General features: G+C 62.3%; 18 protein-coding genes. All 18 read right to left on the bottom strand.

From position 1 onward, the window contains the following. Positions 1 to 27: 27 nt before the first annotated feature. The 18 genes from CZ338_RS05050 to rpsH all read right to left on the bottom strand — a co-directional run bounded on the left by CZ338_RS05050 (position 28) and on the right by rpsH (position 13,826). Positions 28 to 2,187 carry a DUF6541 family protein gene (locus CZ338_RS05050; protein WP_087117181.1) on the bottom strand — a complete coding sequence of 720 codons (2,160 nt, stop codon included), beginning with the start codon at positions 2,185 to 2,187 and terminating at the stop codon, positions 28 to 30. Between the two features lie 48 nt (positions 2,188 to 2,235). Continuing rightward, positions 2,236 to 3,168, bottom strand: coding sequence for a tRNA pseudouridine(38-40) synthase TruA (gene truA, locus CZ338_RS05045; protein WP_235839442.1), 933 nt, complete (start codon positions 3,166 to 3,168; stop codon positions 2,236 to 2,238). A 100-nt stretch (positions 3,169 to 3,268) separates the two neighbouring features. Continuing rightward, positions 3,269 to 3,856 (bottom strand): 50S ribosomal protein L17, encoded by a 588-nt coding sequence (gene rplQ / locus CZ338_RS05040; RefSeq protein WP_087117180.1) that lies wholly within the window; start codon positions 3,854 to 3,856, stop codon positions 3,269 to 3,271. Between the two features lie 111 nt (positions 3,857 to 3,967). Next, complete coding sequence (locus CZ338_RS05035; RefSeq protein ID WP_087117179.1) at positions 3,968 to 4,981, bottom strand: DNA-directed RNA polymerase subunit alpha; 1,014 nt, start codon at positions 4,979 to 4,981, stop codon at positions 3,968 to 3,970. A 146-nt stretch (positions 4,982 to 5,127) separates the two neighbouring features. After that, the gene (rpsD, locus tag CZ338_RS05030) at positions 5,128 to 5,733 is read right to left on the bottom strand and encodes a 30S ribosomal protein S4 (protein WP_087117178.1); all 606 of its coding nucleotides are present in this window, start codon (positions 5,731 to 5,733) and stop codon (positions 5,128 to 5,130) included. Between the two features lie 30 nt (positions 5,734 to 5,763). Further along, positions 5,764 to 6,171 (bottom strand): 30S ribosomal protein S11, encoded by a 408-nt coding sequence (gene rpsK / locus CZ338_RS05025; protein WP_087117177.1) that lies wholly within the window; start codon positions 6,169 to 6,171, stop codon positions 5,764 to 5,766. 3 nt (positions 6,172 to 6,174) lie between these two features. Further along, on the bottom strand, positions 6,175 to 6,543 hold the full coding sequence (gene rpsM / locus CZ338_RS05020; protein ID WP_005286639.1) for a 30S ribosomal protein S13: 369 nt from the start codon (positions 6,541 to 6,543) through the stop codon (positions 6,175 to 6,177). A 244-nt stretch (positions 6,544 to 6,787) separates the two neighbouring features. Beyond that, positions 6,788 to 7,006, bottom strand: coding sequence for a translation initiation factor IF-1 (gene infA, locus CZ338_RS05015; protein WP_076599143.1), 219 nt, complete (start codon positions 7,004 to 7,006; stop codon positions 6,788 to 6,790). Between the two features lie 188 nt (positions 7,007 to 7,194). Continuing rightward, complete coding sequence (locus CZ338_RS05010; RefSeq protein WP_087117176.1) at positions 7,195 to 8,007, bottom strand: L,D-transpeptidase; 813 nt, start codon at positions 8,005 to 8,007, stop codon at positions 7,195 to 7,197. A gap of 61 nt (positions 8,008 to 8,068) precedes the next feature. Next, complete coding sequence (gene map / locus CZ338_RS05005) at positions 8,069 to 8,866, bottom strand: type I methionyl aminopeptidase (RefSeq protein ID WP_087117175.1); 798 nt, start codon at positions 8,864 to 8,866, stop codon at positions 8,069 to 8,071. A 33-nt stretch (positions 8,867 to 8,899) separates the two neighbouring features. After that, on the bottom strand, positions 8,900 to 9,445 hold the full coding sequence (locus CZ338_RS05000) for an adenylate kinase (RefSeq protein WP_087117174.1): 546 nt from the start codon (positions 9,443 to 9,445) through the stop codon (positions 8,900 to 8,902). After that, positions 9,445 to 10,776 carry a preprotein translocase subunit SecY gene (gene secY / locus CZ338_RS04995; RefSeq protein WP_087117173.1) on the bottom strand — a complete coding sequence of 444 codons (1,332 nt, stop codon included), beginning with the start codon at positions 10,774 to 10,776 and terminating at the stop codon, positions 9,445 to 9,447. The genes CZ338_RS05000 and secY overlap by 1 nt, the downstream gene beginning before the upstream one ends. A 288-nt stretch (positions 10,777 to 11,064) precedes the next feature. Beyond that, the gene (gene rplO, locus CZ338_RS04990) at positions 11,065 to 11,544 is read right to left on the bottom strand and encodes a 50S ribosomal protein L15 (RefSeq protein WP_087117172.1); all 480 of its coding nucleotides are present in this window, start codon (positions 11,542 to 11,544) and stop codon (positions 11,065 to 11,067) included. An 8-nt stretch (positions 11,545 to 11,552) separates the two neighbouring features. After that, a complete protein-coding gene (rpmD, locus tag CZ338_RS04985) occupies positions 11,553 to 11,738 on the bottom strand; it encodes a 50S ribosomal protein L30 (RefSeq protein WP_087117171.1) in 186 nt (61 codons plus the stop codon). 5 nt (positions 11,739 to 11,743) lie between these two features. Continuing rightward, positions 11,744 to 12,424, bottom strand: coding sequence for a 30S ribosomal protein S5 (rpsE, locus tag CZ338_RS04980; RefSeq protein WP_087117299.1), 681 nt, complete (start codon positions 12,422 to 12,424; stop codon positions 11,744 to 11,746). A 38-nt stretch (positions 12,425 to 12,462) separates the two neighbouring features. Further along, positions 12,463 to 12,870, bottom strand: coding sequence for a 50S ribosomal protein L18 (gene rplR, locus CZ338_RS04975; protein ID WP_087117170.1), 408 nt, complete (start codon positions 12,868 to 12,870; stop codon positions 12,463 to 12,465). 3 nt (positions 12,871 to 12,873) lie between these two features. After that, entirely contained in the window at positions 12,874 to 13,410 is a 537-nt protein-coding gene (rplF, locus tag CZ338_RS04970) for a 50S ribosomal protein L6 (RefSeq protein ID WP_087117169.1), read from the bottom strand. Between the two features lie 17 nt (positions 13,411 to 13,427). Next, the gene (gene rpsH, locus CZ338_RS04965) at positions 13,428 to 13,826 is read right to left on the bottom strand and encodes a 30S ribosomal protein S8 (protein ID WP_087117298.1); all 399 of its coding nucleotides are present in this window, start codon (positions 13,824 to 13,826) and stop codon (positions 13,428 to 13,430) included. Positions 13,827 to 14,258 lie beyond the last annotated feature (432 nt).

Genomic DNA, 14,258 nt, shown 5'->3' with positions numbered 1-14,258 from the left:
CGAAAATGCGTACTGAAATGCGCAACGCTATTCGACGTCCGCGGCCGCCAGCTCCTCACTCGTCGGCGTCAGCTCAGGCAGTTCGGTGGAGCCGCCGTTGGCGACGGCGTCGCGCTGAAGTTCCTTGATCTCAGCTGGGGTGAGCTGCGCGTTGACGGCGAAGATAGTCACGCGGCCGCGCTGGTAGACGGGCGTGACGCCGGGGGTGGTCCACAGGGCCTTGTCCACCTGCCAGTTCTTGGGCCCGGGCCAGAAGGTGTTGCCGGAGGAGACGATGAAGCGGACGCCCAGGTCGGCAGCGGCGTCGTCGGCGGGCGATTTCTCGTTCGGTCGGCCGCGTTCACCGGCGCCGAGCTGGCCGGCGCGGTCGGCGAGCAAGTTCGAGTCGACGCCCATCCCGCCGTTGGGCCACAGGTAATGGCGGGCGACGGTGGGGACACCGTTGATGGCATAGGCCCAGGAGTAGCCGTCGGTGGATTCACCCATAACGAGCCCCTCCTGTGCTTCCGGGCGGGAGCCGAGCCACGCATAGGCGGTCATCTGGTCGTCGTCGACCATGCGGTCGTTGAGGCGGGAGGCGTCGAATGACATTTCGGCGCCGTCGACAGCGACAGTGGACGCCCAGGCACCAGCGCCCCACCCGGTCAGCGCAGCGAGCACGGCTGATGCGAGCGAGGTGCCCCACACCCACGGGCGGGTGCCGTAGCGGGCGGCGATGGGCGCGAGCGTGATAACGCGGATGATCACGGCCGCACCGATGGCAGCACCGGCGATGACGGTCAGCGCCACCACGGTGACGATGCGGTGGGCCGAGTTGTAGTGCGGCGCGCCCAGCATGGTCAAAAGCGGTTCCCACATCCCGTCGAACGGGTGCAGCGCGTGTGCGGTGGTGGCCACCATGATCCCGTAGAAGACCGGCGCCCAGACCTGCCCGCGCCACACCACCATGGCAATGGCACCAAAACCGGCGAGCCACAGCAAGATGGTGGGGTCGAAATCGGGGAAGAACTCGCCCACGTGGCGGGTGTCCATCATGAACGCCTTGTCCCAGGCCTCCTCAGCGGTGACATTCTCACTCGCGTCCCAGGTGTTCACTTCCCCAGACTGAGCCTGGCCGGCGAGCAGCTGTGGGAGGAACACCACCGTCGCGCCGAGCGCCGGGATGGCCAACCAGAGAACATCGCCGACGCGCGAGCGGTCCGGGCGCCACACCAGGTACGTCGCCCAGTACAGCAGGACGGCGAGCACTACCACGAGTACGGCCGACGGGTGGACCTGCATCATGCCCAGGAAGGCGAACAGCGTCGGCAGCGCCAGTGCCCGGTAGCGCGGCACCTGGTGGAACAGCGCGATGACGAGGCCGGACAGGCCGATCGCCACGATGTACGGGCGCATGCCCACGAAGTCCGGGATCCACACCAGCACCGGCGACGCATACACACCGATGGCGGCCAAGCCCGCGGCGATCTGCGCGACCATGCCGTGGCCGCGCGCCATCGCCCATGCCAGTCCCGCGGCGCCGGCGGGCAGGGCGAGGCTCGGCAGAACGATCGACGCCAGGTTCACTGCCTCCACAGGGGCGAGGTCGCCAGCCTTGGCGAACAGCGCTGTCGCCGCGTGGAACGCGGACGGGTAGAACAGGTCGATGTGCGTTTCAGGGTTCTGCAGCTCGCCCATCCGGGTGGGCGAGGCAATGCCTTCTTCCATGATGAAACGCACGGCGTTGACGTGCCATTGGATGTCCCAGCCCTGGACGATATTGTTCAACTGGCCCGGCACCTTCGACTGGAGTTCGAGCTGTTTCGCGATCAGCATCCACACGCCGGCCACGACACCGGCGCCGGGGAGCACCCACGACGGGTCGGCGATGCTGCCGCGGCGCCAGTCACCCGGCCATAGGGCGCGCACCCAGTTCTTCGCGGCACGCTTTTTCGCCCGTCGCGCGAATGCGTAGCGCCACCCGGCTGCCAGGCACAGCATGAGCACTAAGAACACGATGAAGGACGGCCACCCGAAGCGGATTCCCATCGCGCCGTACAGCCAGCTGCCCAGCCCGACGATGCCGAAGGTCGCGGGCAAGGATGCTGCAGCGGCAGCGGGCAGTTTCGCGCCCGCGACCCACGCGAAGATGAGTCCCGGCAGGGTGAACACAGCGATGGCCAGCCACACGGCGCCGACTGCATCCATGCGTTCTACCTCCGGGCAACTCTTTCGGACGATTCCTGCCCAAGCAGTTTATTCCGTTGCACGGGGTGACTCGGAGTGCACCTCCGAAGCGTCGCGCCGGTCGCGCGTCACCGCCGCGCGAGCTGCGAGTTCGTCGTCCGCCGGATAGTCGACGCGCGCCAAGGTCAACCCGTTTGCGGGTGCCAGGCGCACTGCCGGCGAGCGTTCCTTCGCCCCCAGCAGTGCGGCAGCCCAGTAGTCGTCACGCGTGCCCGAACCGACGTCGAGGCACGTGGCCACGAGCGCGCGGACCATGTGCCAACAAAACGCATCGGCGACAATGACCGCTTCGAAGAGTTCCGGTTCCTCGTCGGTGGAGATGTCACGCCATTCGAAGGAGTGGACTTTCCGGATCGTGGTGGCGTGCGGGCGCGCTTTGCAGAATGCGGCGAAATCATGCAGCCCCACCACCGCATTCGCGAACTGCTGCGCGGCGTCGAGATCCACCTTCTTCGGCCACACGGCGGTGTCGCGCACACGCAGGGGCAACGCCCCACCGTCCGCGGTGGTCACCCGGTAGCGGTAGGTGCGCGTCAACGCGGAGAAACGCGCGTCGAAGCCGTCGGGTGCGGCGGACACGGCCGAAACACGCACATCAGGCTCAAGCAATTTCGCTAATCGACGCACCAACCGCCCCGGATCCCCCTCAATCGACCTCTGATCCAGCGATGCCACGGGGATATCCGCATGCGCCACCTGACCGGAGGCGTGCACCCCCGCATCCGTCCGGCCCGCCACAGCCAGCTCCACCGGGTAGCGCAGGATCAAGCTCAGTGCGTTCTCAAGCACGCCCTGCACCGTGCGGAGCTCCTCCCCGCCGGTTGGTTTCTGGCGCGCCCAGCCGTGAAAATCGGTTCCGTCGTAGGCCACATCGAACCGCAGACGCACCATGTCGCCGGAGCGCTCCGCAGGCGTACTAGCTTCACCGGGATCCGTAACCATACCGACCACCATAAATGGTGATAGGTCTCGAAACGGAAAACGCCCGCTCCACTTTCAACAAGGGGAGCGGGCGCTTAGTGCTTACAGGCGCGAGAAGGTCTTACTTCTCGTCCTCGGCGGTCTCCTGGACCTCCGGAGCCTCAGCGGTGTCCTCGGCGACGGCCTCGTCGTTGGACTCAGCGTCAGCCGGTGCCTCAGCCTTGGTCTCCTCAGCCTCAGCCTTGGTCTCCTCAGCCTTCTCGTCGGCCTCGGCAGCAGCTGCCTCAGCCTCGGCGGCCTTCTCCTTGGAGGCGGCGGCGCGTGCAGCGCGGTTCGCCTCGGAAGCCACGGTCTCCTCGAGAACGAGGGAGATGTTGACCATCGGAGCGTTGTCGCCCTTGCGGTTCTCGAGCTTGATGGTGCGGGTGTAGCCACCTGCACGGTTCTCGAACTTCGGGGCGAGCTCGTTGAACAGGTACGCGACAACGTCCTTGTTCGGGATGTCCTTGGCCACGGCGCGGCGGTCGGCGACCGAACCGGACTTAGCCTTGGTGATCAGCTTCTCTGCGTACGGGCGCAGCACCTTGGCCTTGGCCTCGGTGGTGTTGATGGAACCGTTCACGAACAGCTGGCTGGCCAGGTTAGACAGAATGTGCTTCTGGTGGCTAGCCGAACCGCCGAGACGCGGGCCCTTCTTCGGGGTAGGCATTGTTGTACTCCTCGTGTTGTTTCTCGGGCTTTAGAACCTGCCGCACGTGGGCGGGTTCTAGGAGCCGGTTGAAACGGTGTTCATTGAAACGTCAGTGTCAGTGCGCGTTGTTTACTCGGCGTCATCCATACTGCCGTCGACAAAGTCGCCGGTCTCAGCGTCGTAGCCCTCAATCTGGGTCGGATCGAAGTCTTCCGGCGCATCCTTGAGCGTAAGCCCCAGGGAAGCCAGCTTGATCTTTACCTCGTTGATGGACTTCTGACCGAAGTTGCGGATGTCCAACAGGTCGGATTCAGTGCACTCGGCGAGCTCGCCGACCGTGTGGATCTCCTGACGCTTCAGGCAGTTGTAGGAACGCACGGAGAAGTTCAGGTCCTCGATGGGCATGTTGTACGCGGCGATGTACTCCGTCTCCTGCGGGGACGGACCGATCTCGATGCCCTCGGCGGCGGTGTTCAGCTCGCGTGCGAGACCGAACAGCTCGACGAGGGTGGAGCCTGCGGACGCAAGGGCATCACGGGCCGTCATGGAGTTCTTGGTCTCCACGTCGATGATCAGCTTGTCAAAGTCGGTACGCTGCTCAACACGCGTCGCCTCAACCTTGTAGGACACCTTCAGCACGGGCGAGTAAATCTGGTCGACCGGGATACGGCCGATCTCGCCGCCGGAGTTGGTCATCGCCGGGACGTAGCCGCGGCCGCGCTCGACAACGAGCTCCATTTCCAGGCGCGCCTGCTCGTTGAGCGAGGCGATGTGCAGGTCCGGGTTGTGCACGGTGATGTCGGCCGGCAGATCAATGTCTGCGGCAGTGACTTCGCCCGGGCCTTCCTTGGACAGGTACATGACCACCGGCTCGTCAGAGTCGGAGGACAGAACCAGGTTCTTCACGTTGAGGATGATCTCAGAGACGTTCTCTTTGATGCCGTTGATCGTGGTGAACTCGTGGAGCACACCGTCAATCTTGATGGAGGTCACGGCTGCGCCCGGAATGGACGACAGCAGTGTGCGGCGAAGAGAGTTACCGAGGGTGTAACCGAAACCGGGCTCGAGCGGCTCGATGACGAACTTCGAGCGGTTGGTGTCGATGTATTCCTCAGTGAGCTGAGGACGCTGCGAGATGAGCATGGACTTCTCCTTTTCCGGCGACCGCTATATGACGCCGTAGAGGGTACCGGCGGGGTGCCGCCGGTACGGATGACAGATGAAAGGGAACGTCGATAAGCAGTTGCTTTTCGACGCCCCGAAGAACCGCACTGCGCGGAACTTCGATGTTACTTCGAGTAAAGCTCGACGATGAGCTGCTCCTGCAGCGGCACGTCGATCTGAGCGCGCTCGGGCAGCTGGTGCACGAGGATGCGCAGGGTGTCCGGAACGACCTGCAGCCAAGCCGGAACGACCGAGTCGACCAGCGCGTCCTGGGCCTCTTCGAACCAGAGCATGTTGCGGGACTTGTCACGGACATCGATGATGTCGTACTGGGTCACGCGGAAGGACGGCACGTTGGTCTTCTTGCCGTTGACCGTGAAGTGACCGTGAGAAACCAGCTGACGAGCCTGACGGCGGGTACGCGCCAGACCTGCGCGGTACACGACGTTGTCCAGGCGAGACTCCAGCAGAACGAGCAGGTTGTCGCCGGTCTTACCCTGGAGACGGTTAGCCTCCTCGTAGTAGCGGCGGAACTGCTTCTCCATCACACCGTAGGTGAAACGGGCCTTCTGCTTCTCCTGGAGCTGCAGCAGGTACTCAGATTCCTTGATGCGGGCGCGGCCAGCCTGCCCCGGAGGGTAGGGACGACGCTCGAACGACATGTCGCCGCCGACCAGGTCGACGCGCAGGCGGCGAGACTTACGGGTAGCAGGGCCGGTATAACGAGCCATGATGTATTACCTCTTTTCCTTTCTCACCAGTTAAACGCGACGACGCTTCGGCGGACGGCAGCCGTTGAACGGCTGCGGCGTCACGTCGGAGATCGAGGACACCTCCAGGCCGGCAGCCTGGATGGAACGGATAGCGGTCTCACGGCCGGAGCCCGGACCCTTGACAAAAACGTCGACCTTCTTCATGCCGTGGTCCATTGCCTTGCGGGCAGCGTTCTCGGCAGCCATCTGAGCGGCGAACGGGGTGGACTTACGGGAACCCTTGAAGCCGACGTGGCCGGAGGATGCCCAAGAGATCACAGCGCCGTTCGGGTCCGTGATGGACACGATGGTGTTGTTGAAGGTGGACTTGATGTACGCGTGGCCTGCGGCCACGTTCTTCTTGGCTACGCGGCGACCGGAGCGGCGCGCAGCAGAGGAGCGAGTCTTCGGTGGCATAGGTTACTTCTTCTTTCCTGCGATGGTCTTCTTCGGTCCCTTGCGGGTACGCGCGTTGGTCTTGGTGCGCTGGCCGCGAACCGGAAGTCCGCGACGGTGGCGCAGGCCCTGGTAAGAGCCGATTTCGATCTTGCGGCGGATGTCGGCCTGAACCTCGCGGCGGAGGTCACCCTCGACCTTCCACGAGTTCTCAATGACATCACGAAGAGCGGCGACCTGATCGTCGGTCAGGTTGTCGGTGCGCAGGTCAGGAGAAATGCCCGTCTTCTCGAGCAGCTCCTTGGAACGGGCAGGGCCAATTCCGTAGATGTAGGTAAGTGCGACCTCCATGCGCTTATTGCGCGGCAGGTCAACACCAGCTAGACGTGCCATGTGGTACGTGCCTTTCAGGTTGTTTCGGTGGTTTTCTCCCAACTCGTCCACGCCACGCGGCACTTGTGTCCGGTCCGTCCCGGACTATTGGGCCGTGGTTCACGTGGCTCCAGCCACCGCAGCCGGAGGTTGCATGAATCGTTGCCATTTTCGGATGGCGTGCCGATCCGTGAGTAAGGAGGCTTGGTCAGTGCGCCTGACTCAGATGTCTTTCACACCACTACAGAGGCGCTCACAGAGGAGACTATTTGTAGCGGTAGACGATACGTCCGCGTTCCAAGTCGTACGGGGAAAGCTCCACGACGACGCGGTCCTCCGGAAGGATGCGGATGTAGTGCTGGCGCATCTTGCCACTGATGTGGGCGAGAACCTCGTGCCCGTTGTCCAATTCGACACGGAACATCGCGTTCTTCAAGGGCTCAATAATGCGGCCCTCGACCTCGATTGCGCCTTCTTTAGCCATACACTCCGCTTTCCCGGCACCACGGATAACCGCAGGTACCTAACGTATTTGAGTCAATTGCAGGTAGTGCGTCGAGCAAATCCCCACACACCAAATGACCACTCTAGCCTTCTACCTGCGACAAAGCAAAACCCTCCCAGGCCCGAGAACCGGGGCCGGGGAGGATACTGGAAAGTGTCGCGATCGACCTAGAAGACGTGAACCTGGTCGCCGATCTGCAGAGAGTTGAAGTAGGTCTGCGCATCATTGCGGTACATGCGGATGCACCCGGCAGACTTCACCGAAGGGTCACCCTGGTGGAAAGCAATGCCGTTGTTGGTGAAGTAGGTGGCAAACGGCATCGGAGCGTTGTTGAACTCGTACGAGATCTCGTCCTTGACCTTGCGGTTGACGTAGTGGAAGCCCTTCGGTGTTTCCTGCCCCGGCTTGCCGGAGGACATACGGACCGGGCCGTAGGTGATCTTGCCGTCGCGCTGCAGCCACGTGCGCTGGTTCTTGATGTCCACGCATGCTCGTGCTGTCTTCGCGCAGCCGCCCGGCTGCGCCTTCGGGGCGGGCTTAGCTGCCGGAGCAGGCTTCGGGGCCGGCTTCGGAGCAGGCTTGGGTGCCGGCTTCGGCTTGGGCTTGGGAGTGCGCTCCGCAATCAAACCCGGGGCAATTGCTTCCACGAGGGCATCAATGCCATCGTGCAGCTGCTTTTCCTGCGTCTTGTTTCCACGAGCGATCGCGGTCGCCTGCGCACGCAGCGCATTGCGGGCGTCCCAGACAGCGTTACGCGCATTAGTGGCAACCATCATCGATGCAGCCTGCAGGTTCTTCTCCGCCTGCTGCAGGAACGGGGAGTTGCTGGATGCGGCGGATGGAAGAGCCGGAGCAGCTTGCGCGGTGGCCGGGGCGGCTACGAGAGCCGCCGCGATGCCGACACCTGTGAGCAGTGAACCTGCCCGGTGTGCGAAACGGGAAGTCTTGGACTGGCGAGCGTGGCGCGGAGTGTAGGACATGGTGGGAAGTATAACCGCCAGCTTGGAAAAACTACGATTGAAGCTGAAAGTTATGAGGAATTCACCCCACGCGAGGGGTGAGGATGCGTGGGCCGTCTTCCGTCGCCGCTACCGTGTGCTCCCAGTGAGAGGCAGGAGAGTTGTCGGCGCTGACTACCGTCCATTCGTCCTCAAGCACGACAGAATCCGTTTCGCCCCCGAGAATCAACATCGGCTCAATTGCGAGCACCGAGCCCGAAGCGATAAGCGGGCCCCTGCCCGGCCGACCCTCGTTGTGAAGGTAAGGCTCCTCGTGCATCTCATGCCCAATACCGTGCCCGCCATAGCCGTCCAGGATGCCCAATTTCACACCGAAGTCCTCCTCGGCCCTGCGAGTTGCAATCTCAAGCGCGTGGGAGACATCGGTGAGGCGGTTTCCAGGCACCATCGCTTGCAGTCCTTCGAGGAGAACTTGGCGCGTAGCGCGGTTCAGCTTATCGACGTCGCCTGCCAGCTCCCCCACCCCGAAGCTCCACGCTGAGTCGCCGACCCAACCGTCGAGTGTTGCTCCGCAGTCGATTGAAACGAGATCGCCTTCTGCGAGGACGACGTCCTGGCTAGGGATCCCGTGGACGACAACCTCGTTGACGGACGCGCAGATCGACCCCGGGAAGCCTCCGTACCCCTTGAACGTGGGGACAGCACCGTAGCCGCGGATTACCTCCTCAGCCACGGAATCGAGCTCCACGGTGGTCACACCGGGGGCTGCTGCTTTCCGCACCTCTTGGAGCGCAATACCGACAATGCGCCCGGCCTCTTCCATCGCGTCGAGCTCCCCGGCGGTCTTTGCCGGGATCGACTTCTTGCGGCCGAACAGCATTCTGCGGCTCCCTCCAAGTAGTGCGGAGATTGTTTAGCGCTCGAGGCGCTCCATGGCACGGTTGTTGACCTCGTCCACGTCGCCCTCGGCGTCGATATTGATGATGGCATCGCCATAGTGGTCGATCAGCGGCGCCGTCTCGTCGCGGTAGACCTGAAGGCGGGTGCGGATCGTGTCCTCGTTGTCATCGGCGCGGCCGCGCGCGAGCATGCGCTCCACAACAACGTCCTCATCGATCTGGAAGTTCAGAACGCCGTCAAGCGTCTGGCCGTTGCGGGAGAGCAGATCCTCGAGGATCTCAGCCTGCTCGACGGTGCGCGGGAATCCGTCGAGAAGCCAGCCGTTCTTCGCGTCATCCTCGTTCAGCCGTTCCTCCACCATCCGTGCGGTGACGTCAGTGGGAACGAGCTTGCCCGCGTCGATGTATTCCTTGGCTTCCTTGCCAAGAGGAGTGCCGTCACCAATGTTGGCGCGGAACAGGTCGCCCGTGGAGATGTGCGGGATGTTCAGCTTCTCCGAGAGAATCGCTGCCTGGGTGCCTTTACCGGCACCGGGAGGGCCGAGGAGAACGAGACGCATTATTTCAACAGTCCTTCGTAGTTGGATTGCAGTAGCTGGGATTCAATTTGCTTGACCGTGGTCAAAGCCACGGAGACCATAATCAGGATAGCCGTGCCGCCGAACGCGGTCATGCCCCCGGCACCGCCGCTGCCACTGATGCCCAGATCGATGGCGATGTTCGGAAGAATCGCGATCAAACCGAGGTAGATGGCACCGACGAACAGCAGACGGTTCATCACGAACGCCAGGTACTCCGCTGTCGGGCGGCCCGGGCGAATACCCGGAATGAAGCCACCGTACTTCTTCATGTTGTCCGCCTGCTCGTACGGGTCGTACTGGATAGAGACGTAGAAGTACGCGAAGAAAATGATCAGGGCGAAGTAGGTGACAATGTATTGCCACGACGCCGGATTCTGCAGCCACGCCATCACGCTGGACATCCACCAGTTGTCCGGAGGGGTCGGCTTATTGGAGTTGACGATCTGGGTGATCAGCACTGGCACGTACATCAGCGAGGACGCGAAGATCACCGGGATAACGCCGGCCTGGTTGACCTTGAGCGGCAGGTACGTGGAGGTACCGCCGTACTGACGGCGACCGACCATGCGCTTCGCGTACTGCACCGGAATACGACGCTGGCCCTGCTCGATGAAGACGATGCCGACAACAAGAAGGATCGCCGCTGCGACCACCACTGCGAATACAACCGGACCGGACTGACGGAAGATGTTCGCGCCGTCCGTCGGGATACGGGTGGCAATACCGGCGAAGATGAGCAAGGACATGCCGTTTCCTACGCCCTTTTCGGTGATGATCTCACCGAGCCACATGATCAGCACAGCACCGGACGTCATCACAATGACCATCATGGCCAACGTCCACAGGTTGCGGTCCTCCACGAGAACCGGCACACCCTGACCGAGCAGCTGCTCGCGGTCTGCCAGTGCAACGATGCCCGAGGACTGCAACAGCGCCAGCGCGACCGTGAGATAGCGCGTGTACTGCGTCATCTTTGCTTGGCCGGACTGGCCTTCCTTCTTCAACTCCTCAAATCGAGGGATCACGACGGTGAGCAGCTGCACGATGATCGATGCCGTGATGTACGGCATGATGCCGATCGCGAAAATCGACAACTGCAGCAAAGCTCCACCGGAGAAGAGGCTGATCACCGAAAAGATATTGCCGTCATTGCCTTCGGTAAGCGCGTTGAGACGCTCGGCAATGACCCCGTAATCAACACCCGGGGTAGGAATCTGGGCACCGATACGGTACAGAATGATCAGCGCGATAGTGATCAAGATCTTCTTGCGTAGATCGGCATCCTTGAACGCCTGAACAATGGCTGACACGTGGCCTCCTGGCTCCTCCCACCTAGACGCCGACACCGATAAACCGGTGCCGCAACCGACCGGGTGAAAAGTAGCGGACAGTAGATAACGTACGTTGATGCCCAGCCGAAGCGGCGCCACCCAAGTCTGAATGGCCCCGGATAAACGGCAGACATATTTTGACTTGTTCACCCTACCAGGTGGGTGCACAAAACCTCGACTCCCCCCCTCGGGGCAGAAAAACACTAAAGCTCCCAGCGGAGTAGTGGATCAGTACTACTCAGCTGGGAGCTATTAGCTCAAAGAGGATTAGTCCTCGTTGTTCTCCTCGGCAGCCTTCGAAACGGCCTCGGTGGTGGAACCACCAGCGGCCGCGATCTTCTCGGCGGCAGACTTAGAGAACTTCTCCGCGGTGATGTCGAGCTTGACGGAGATCTCACCGTCGCCCAGGACCTTCACCGGCTGGTTCTTGCGGACCAGACCAGCTGCGGCGATGTCGGCGGTGGTGATGGTGCCACCCTCCGGGAACGCCTTGGACAGGTCGGAGACGTTGACCACCTGGTAGATGATCTTGTTGTTGTTCTTGAAGCCCTTCAGCTTCGGCAGACGCATGTGAAGCGGCATCTGGCCACCCTCGAAGGCGGCAGAGACCTGCTTGCGTGCCTTAGTACCCTTAGTACCGCGGCCAGCGGTCTTACCCTTGGAAGCCTCACCGCGGCCGACGCGGGTCTTGGCCTTGTTTGCACCCTCAGCCGGGCGCAGATCATGGAGCTTGATGATGTCAGCCATGTCAGTACCTACTCCCCTGCTACTTCTTCAACGGTGACCAGGTGGGCCACCTTGAGGATGTGGCCGCGCGTTGCGCCGTTGTCCTTCTTGACGACGGACTGGCCGATCTTGCGCAGGCCCAGAGCCTCGAGATTCTTACGGGTGACCGGCTTCTCGCCGACCATGCCGTGGTGAAGTGTGATTTTCAGTGCCATTGTGCTTAAGCCTCCTGTCCTGCGCGCTGACGCAGCATGCGTGCGGGGGCGACTTCCTCGATGGGCTTGCTGCGACGTGCAGCAACCTCTTCGGGGCGCACGAGTTCCTTCAGGCCAGCAACCGTGGCGCGAACCACGTTGAGGGCGTTGTCGGAACCCAGCGACTTAGCCAGGATGTCCTGGATGCCGGCGCACTCGAGCACCGGACGGGCAGCGCCGCCGGCGATGACACCGGTACCGGGAGCAGCCGGGCGCAGCATGACCACGCCTGCAGCATCCTCGCCCTGGACCGGGTGGGGGATGGTGCCGCCGATCATCGGGACGCGGAAGAAGTTCTTGCGAGCCTCTTCGGCACCCTTCTGGATAGCGGCGGGAACTTCCTTGGCCTTGCCGTAGCCGACACCGACCATGCCCTGGCCGTCGCCGACGACGACAAGAGCGGTGAAGGACATGTTGCGGCCACCCTTGACGGTCTTGGCAACACGGTTGATGGTGACAACGCGCTCGATGTACTTATCGCGCTCGTCCTGGGCACCACCACGACGGTCGTCGCGGCGGCCGCGGCCACCACGCTCGTTGCGGTCGTTGCGTCCGCCACGCTCGTTGCGGTCGTTGCGCCCGTTGTTGTTCTGGTTGTTCTGGTCGTCGGCGGATGCTCCGCCGTCACGCCGTTCACGCTCGGCCATGTCGCGATCCTTCCGTTGAGTTTCGTCTGCGGTGGTCATTAGAACTTCAGACCACCTTCACGGGCGGCGTCGGCAAGCGCGGCGACGCGGCCGTGGTACTTGTAGCCGCCACGGTCGAAGACAACTGCCTCGATGCCGGCTTCCTTGGCGCGCTCAGCGACGAGCTCGCCGACCTTAGCTGCCTTAGCCTTCTTGTCACCCTCAAGGGTGCGCACTGCATCTTCCATGGAGGAAGCGGACACGAGAGTGTGGCCGGCCAGGTCATCGATGACCTGGACGTGCATGTGGCGGGAGCTGCGGTGCACGACGAGACGCGGGGTCTCCGGAGTGCCACGCAGAGTCTTGCGGATGCGGTTGTGGCGGCGGACGCGGGCCTCACGGCGGCGGGTAGCAATATCCCGGCCGACCGGGGTGCGCTTCTGAGTAGTCTTTTCTTCAGTGCTCATGGATTACTTACCCGTCTTTCCGACCTTGCGGCGAATCTGCTCGCCCTCGTAGCGGATGCCCTTACCCTTGTACGGGTCATCCTTGCGGAGGCGGCGGATGTTCGCGGCGATCTGGCCAACCTGCTGCTTATCAATGCCTTCGATGGAGAGCTTGGTGTTGCCGTCAACGGCGAATGTGATGCCCTCCGGAGCCTCAATGAGGATCGGGTGCGAGTAACCGAGGGAGAACTCGAGGTTCTTGCCCTTCAGCTGGACGCGGTAGCCGACGCCGAAGATCTCCATGTTGATCTTGTAGCCCTCAGTCACGCCGACGACACAGTTGTTGATCAGCGAGCGGGACAGACCGTGGAGCGAGCGGTTGTCGCGGTGGTCGTTCGGACGAGAAACCACGATCTGGTTCTCTTCAACGGCAGCGGTGATCGGCTCCGGGACATCGACGGTGAGGGTGCCCTTCGGGCCCTTCACCTCAACGTGCTGGCCGTCGATCTTGGTCTCAACACCGTTGGGGATAGCGATAGGTGCGTTACCTACACGAGACATATGTGTTCAACCTCCCTTTACCAGACGTAGGCGAGGACTTCCCCACCTACACCCTTCTCGTGGGCCTGGCGGTCCGTGAGCAGGCCGTGGGACGTGGAGATGATGGCCACACCCAGGCCGCCGAGAACCTGCGGCAGGTCGTTGGACTTCGCGTAAACACGCAGACCAGGCTTGGACACGCGACGCAGGCCAGCGATAGAGGCCTGACGGGACGGGCCGTACTTCAGGTCGAGGGTGAGGGTCTTGCCGACCTTCTCGTCCTCAACCTTGTAGTCAGCGATGTAGCCCTCCTGCTTGAGGATCTCCGCGATGTTGACCTTCAACTTCGAGGAGGGCATGGACACGTTCTCGTGGTGCGCATTGTTTGCGTTGCGCACGCGAGACAGCATGTCCGCAATGGGATCTGTCATGGTCATGGTTGACCGTTTACCTTTCTCGTTGCGGTTCCCGTAACCCACCTGGCCCATCTGCCAGCAAGGGCATTGGACACGCGTTATCCGTGTGTTCTGTCGGGGGCTACTACGAGTTCTCACACGCTTGAACAGCGAAAACGTGAACTCAAACAGTGGCGCTCCTTACCGCTCAGTAACGGAAGGTGCTCGCCGCCACCCTTCATACGGTCCGCATTTCGGCGGGGGGCCTGCAACAAAGTTGGATGTATACGTTCAATGCGGATCTGGCGCACGCATGCCACGCGCGCAGAACCGTTGGTCAACCATACAGGTCAGCGCGGAGAAAGCACAAATTGCTTATCGACGTCACCGTGCCCCCGCTTTTCCAGTCCCGAGCACGCAGATCTTAATTTCACCCCTAAACGTAGGTAAAGGAACACTATTTTCTAAAGGGAT

The sequence above is a fragment of the Corynebacterium urinipleomorphum genome, from assembly GCF_900155535.1.
Taxonomy (GTDB): Bacteria; Actinomycetota; Actinomycetes; order Mycobacteriales; family Mycobacteriaceae; genus Corynebacterium; species Corynebacterium urinipleomorphum.
This window is presented reverse-complemented; position numbering and strand designations above follow the sequence as displayed.

Coding starts and splice junctions, on each gene's coding strand:
- rplF (WP_087117169.1), bottom strand. CDS start 13,410: ATGTCTCGTGTAGGTAACGCACCTATCGCTATCCCCAACGGTGTTGAG.
- rplR (WP_087117170.1), bottom strand. CDS start 12,870: ATGAGCACTGAAGAAAAGACTACTCAGAAGCGCACCCCGGTCGGCCGG.
- rpsH (WP_087117298.1), bottom strand. CDS start 13,826: ATGACCATGACAGATCCCATTGCGGACATGCTGTCTCGCGTGCGCAAC.
- truA (WP_235839442.1), bottom strand. CDS start 3,168: ATGGTTACGGATCCCGGTGAAGCTAGTACGCCTGCGGAGCGCTCCGGC.
- CZ338_RS05050 (WP_087117181.1), bottom strand. CDS start 2,187: ATGGATGCAGTCGGCGCCGTGTGGCTGGCCATCGCTGTGTTCACCCTG.
- CZ338_RS05000 (WP_087117174.1), bottom strand. CDS start 9,445: ATGCGTCTCGTTCTCCTCGGCCCTCCCGGTGCCGGTAAAGGCACCCAG.
- rpsD (WP_087117178.1), bottom strand. CDS start 5,733: ATGGCTCGTTATACCGGCCCTGCTACCCGTAAGTCTCGCCGCCTGCGC.
- CZ338_RS05010 (WP_087117176.1), bottom strand. CDS start 8,007: ATGTCCTACACTCCGCGCCACGCTCGCCAGTCCAAGACTTCCCGTTTC.
- map (WP_087117175.1), bottom strand. CDS start 8,866: ATGCTGTTCGGCCGCAAGAAGTCGATCCCGGCAAAGACCGCCGGGGAG.
- rplQ (WP_087117180.1), bottom strand. CDS start 3,856: ATGCCTACCCCGAAGAAGGGCCCGCGTCTCGGCGGTTCGGCTAGCCAC.
- rpmD (WP_087117171.1), bottom strand. CDS start 11,738: ATGGCACTGAAAATCACACTTCACCACGGCATGGTCGGCGAGAAGCCG.
- rplO (WP_087117172.1), bottom strand. CDS start 11,544: ATGGCTGACATCATCAAGCTCCATGATCTGCGCCCGGCTGAGGGTGCA.
- rpsK (WP_087117177.1), bottom strand. CDS start 6,171: ATGCCACCGAAGACTCGCTCCTCTGCTGCGCGCCGCTCCGGTCGCCGC.
- rpsE (WP_087117299.1), bottom strand. CDS start 12,424: ATGGCCGAGCGTGAACGGCGTGACGGCGGAGCATCCGCCGACGACCAG.
- infA (WP_076599143.1), bottom strand. CDS start 7,006: ATGGCTAAAGAAGGCGCAATCGAGGTCGAGGGCCGCATTATTGAGCCC.
- rpsM (WP_005286639.1), bottom strand. CDS start 6,543: ATGGCACGTCTAGCTGGTGTTGACCTGCCGCGCAATAAGCGCATGGAG.
- CZ338_RS05035 (WP_087117179.1), bottom strand. CDS start 4,981: ATGCTCATCTCGCAGCGTCCTCAGCTCACTGAGGAATACATCGACACC.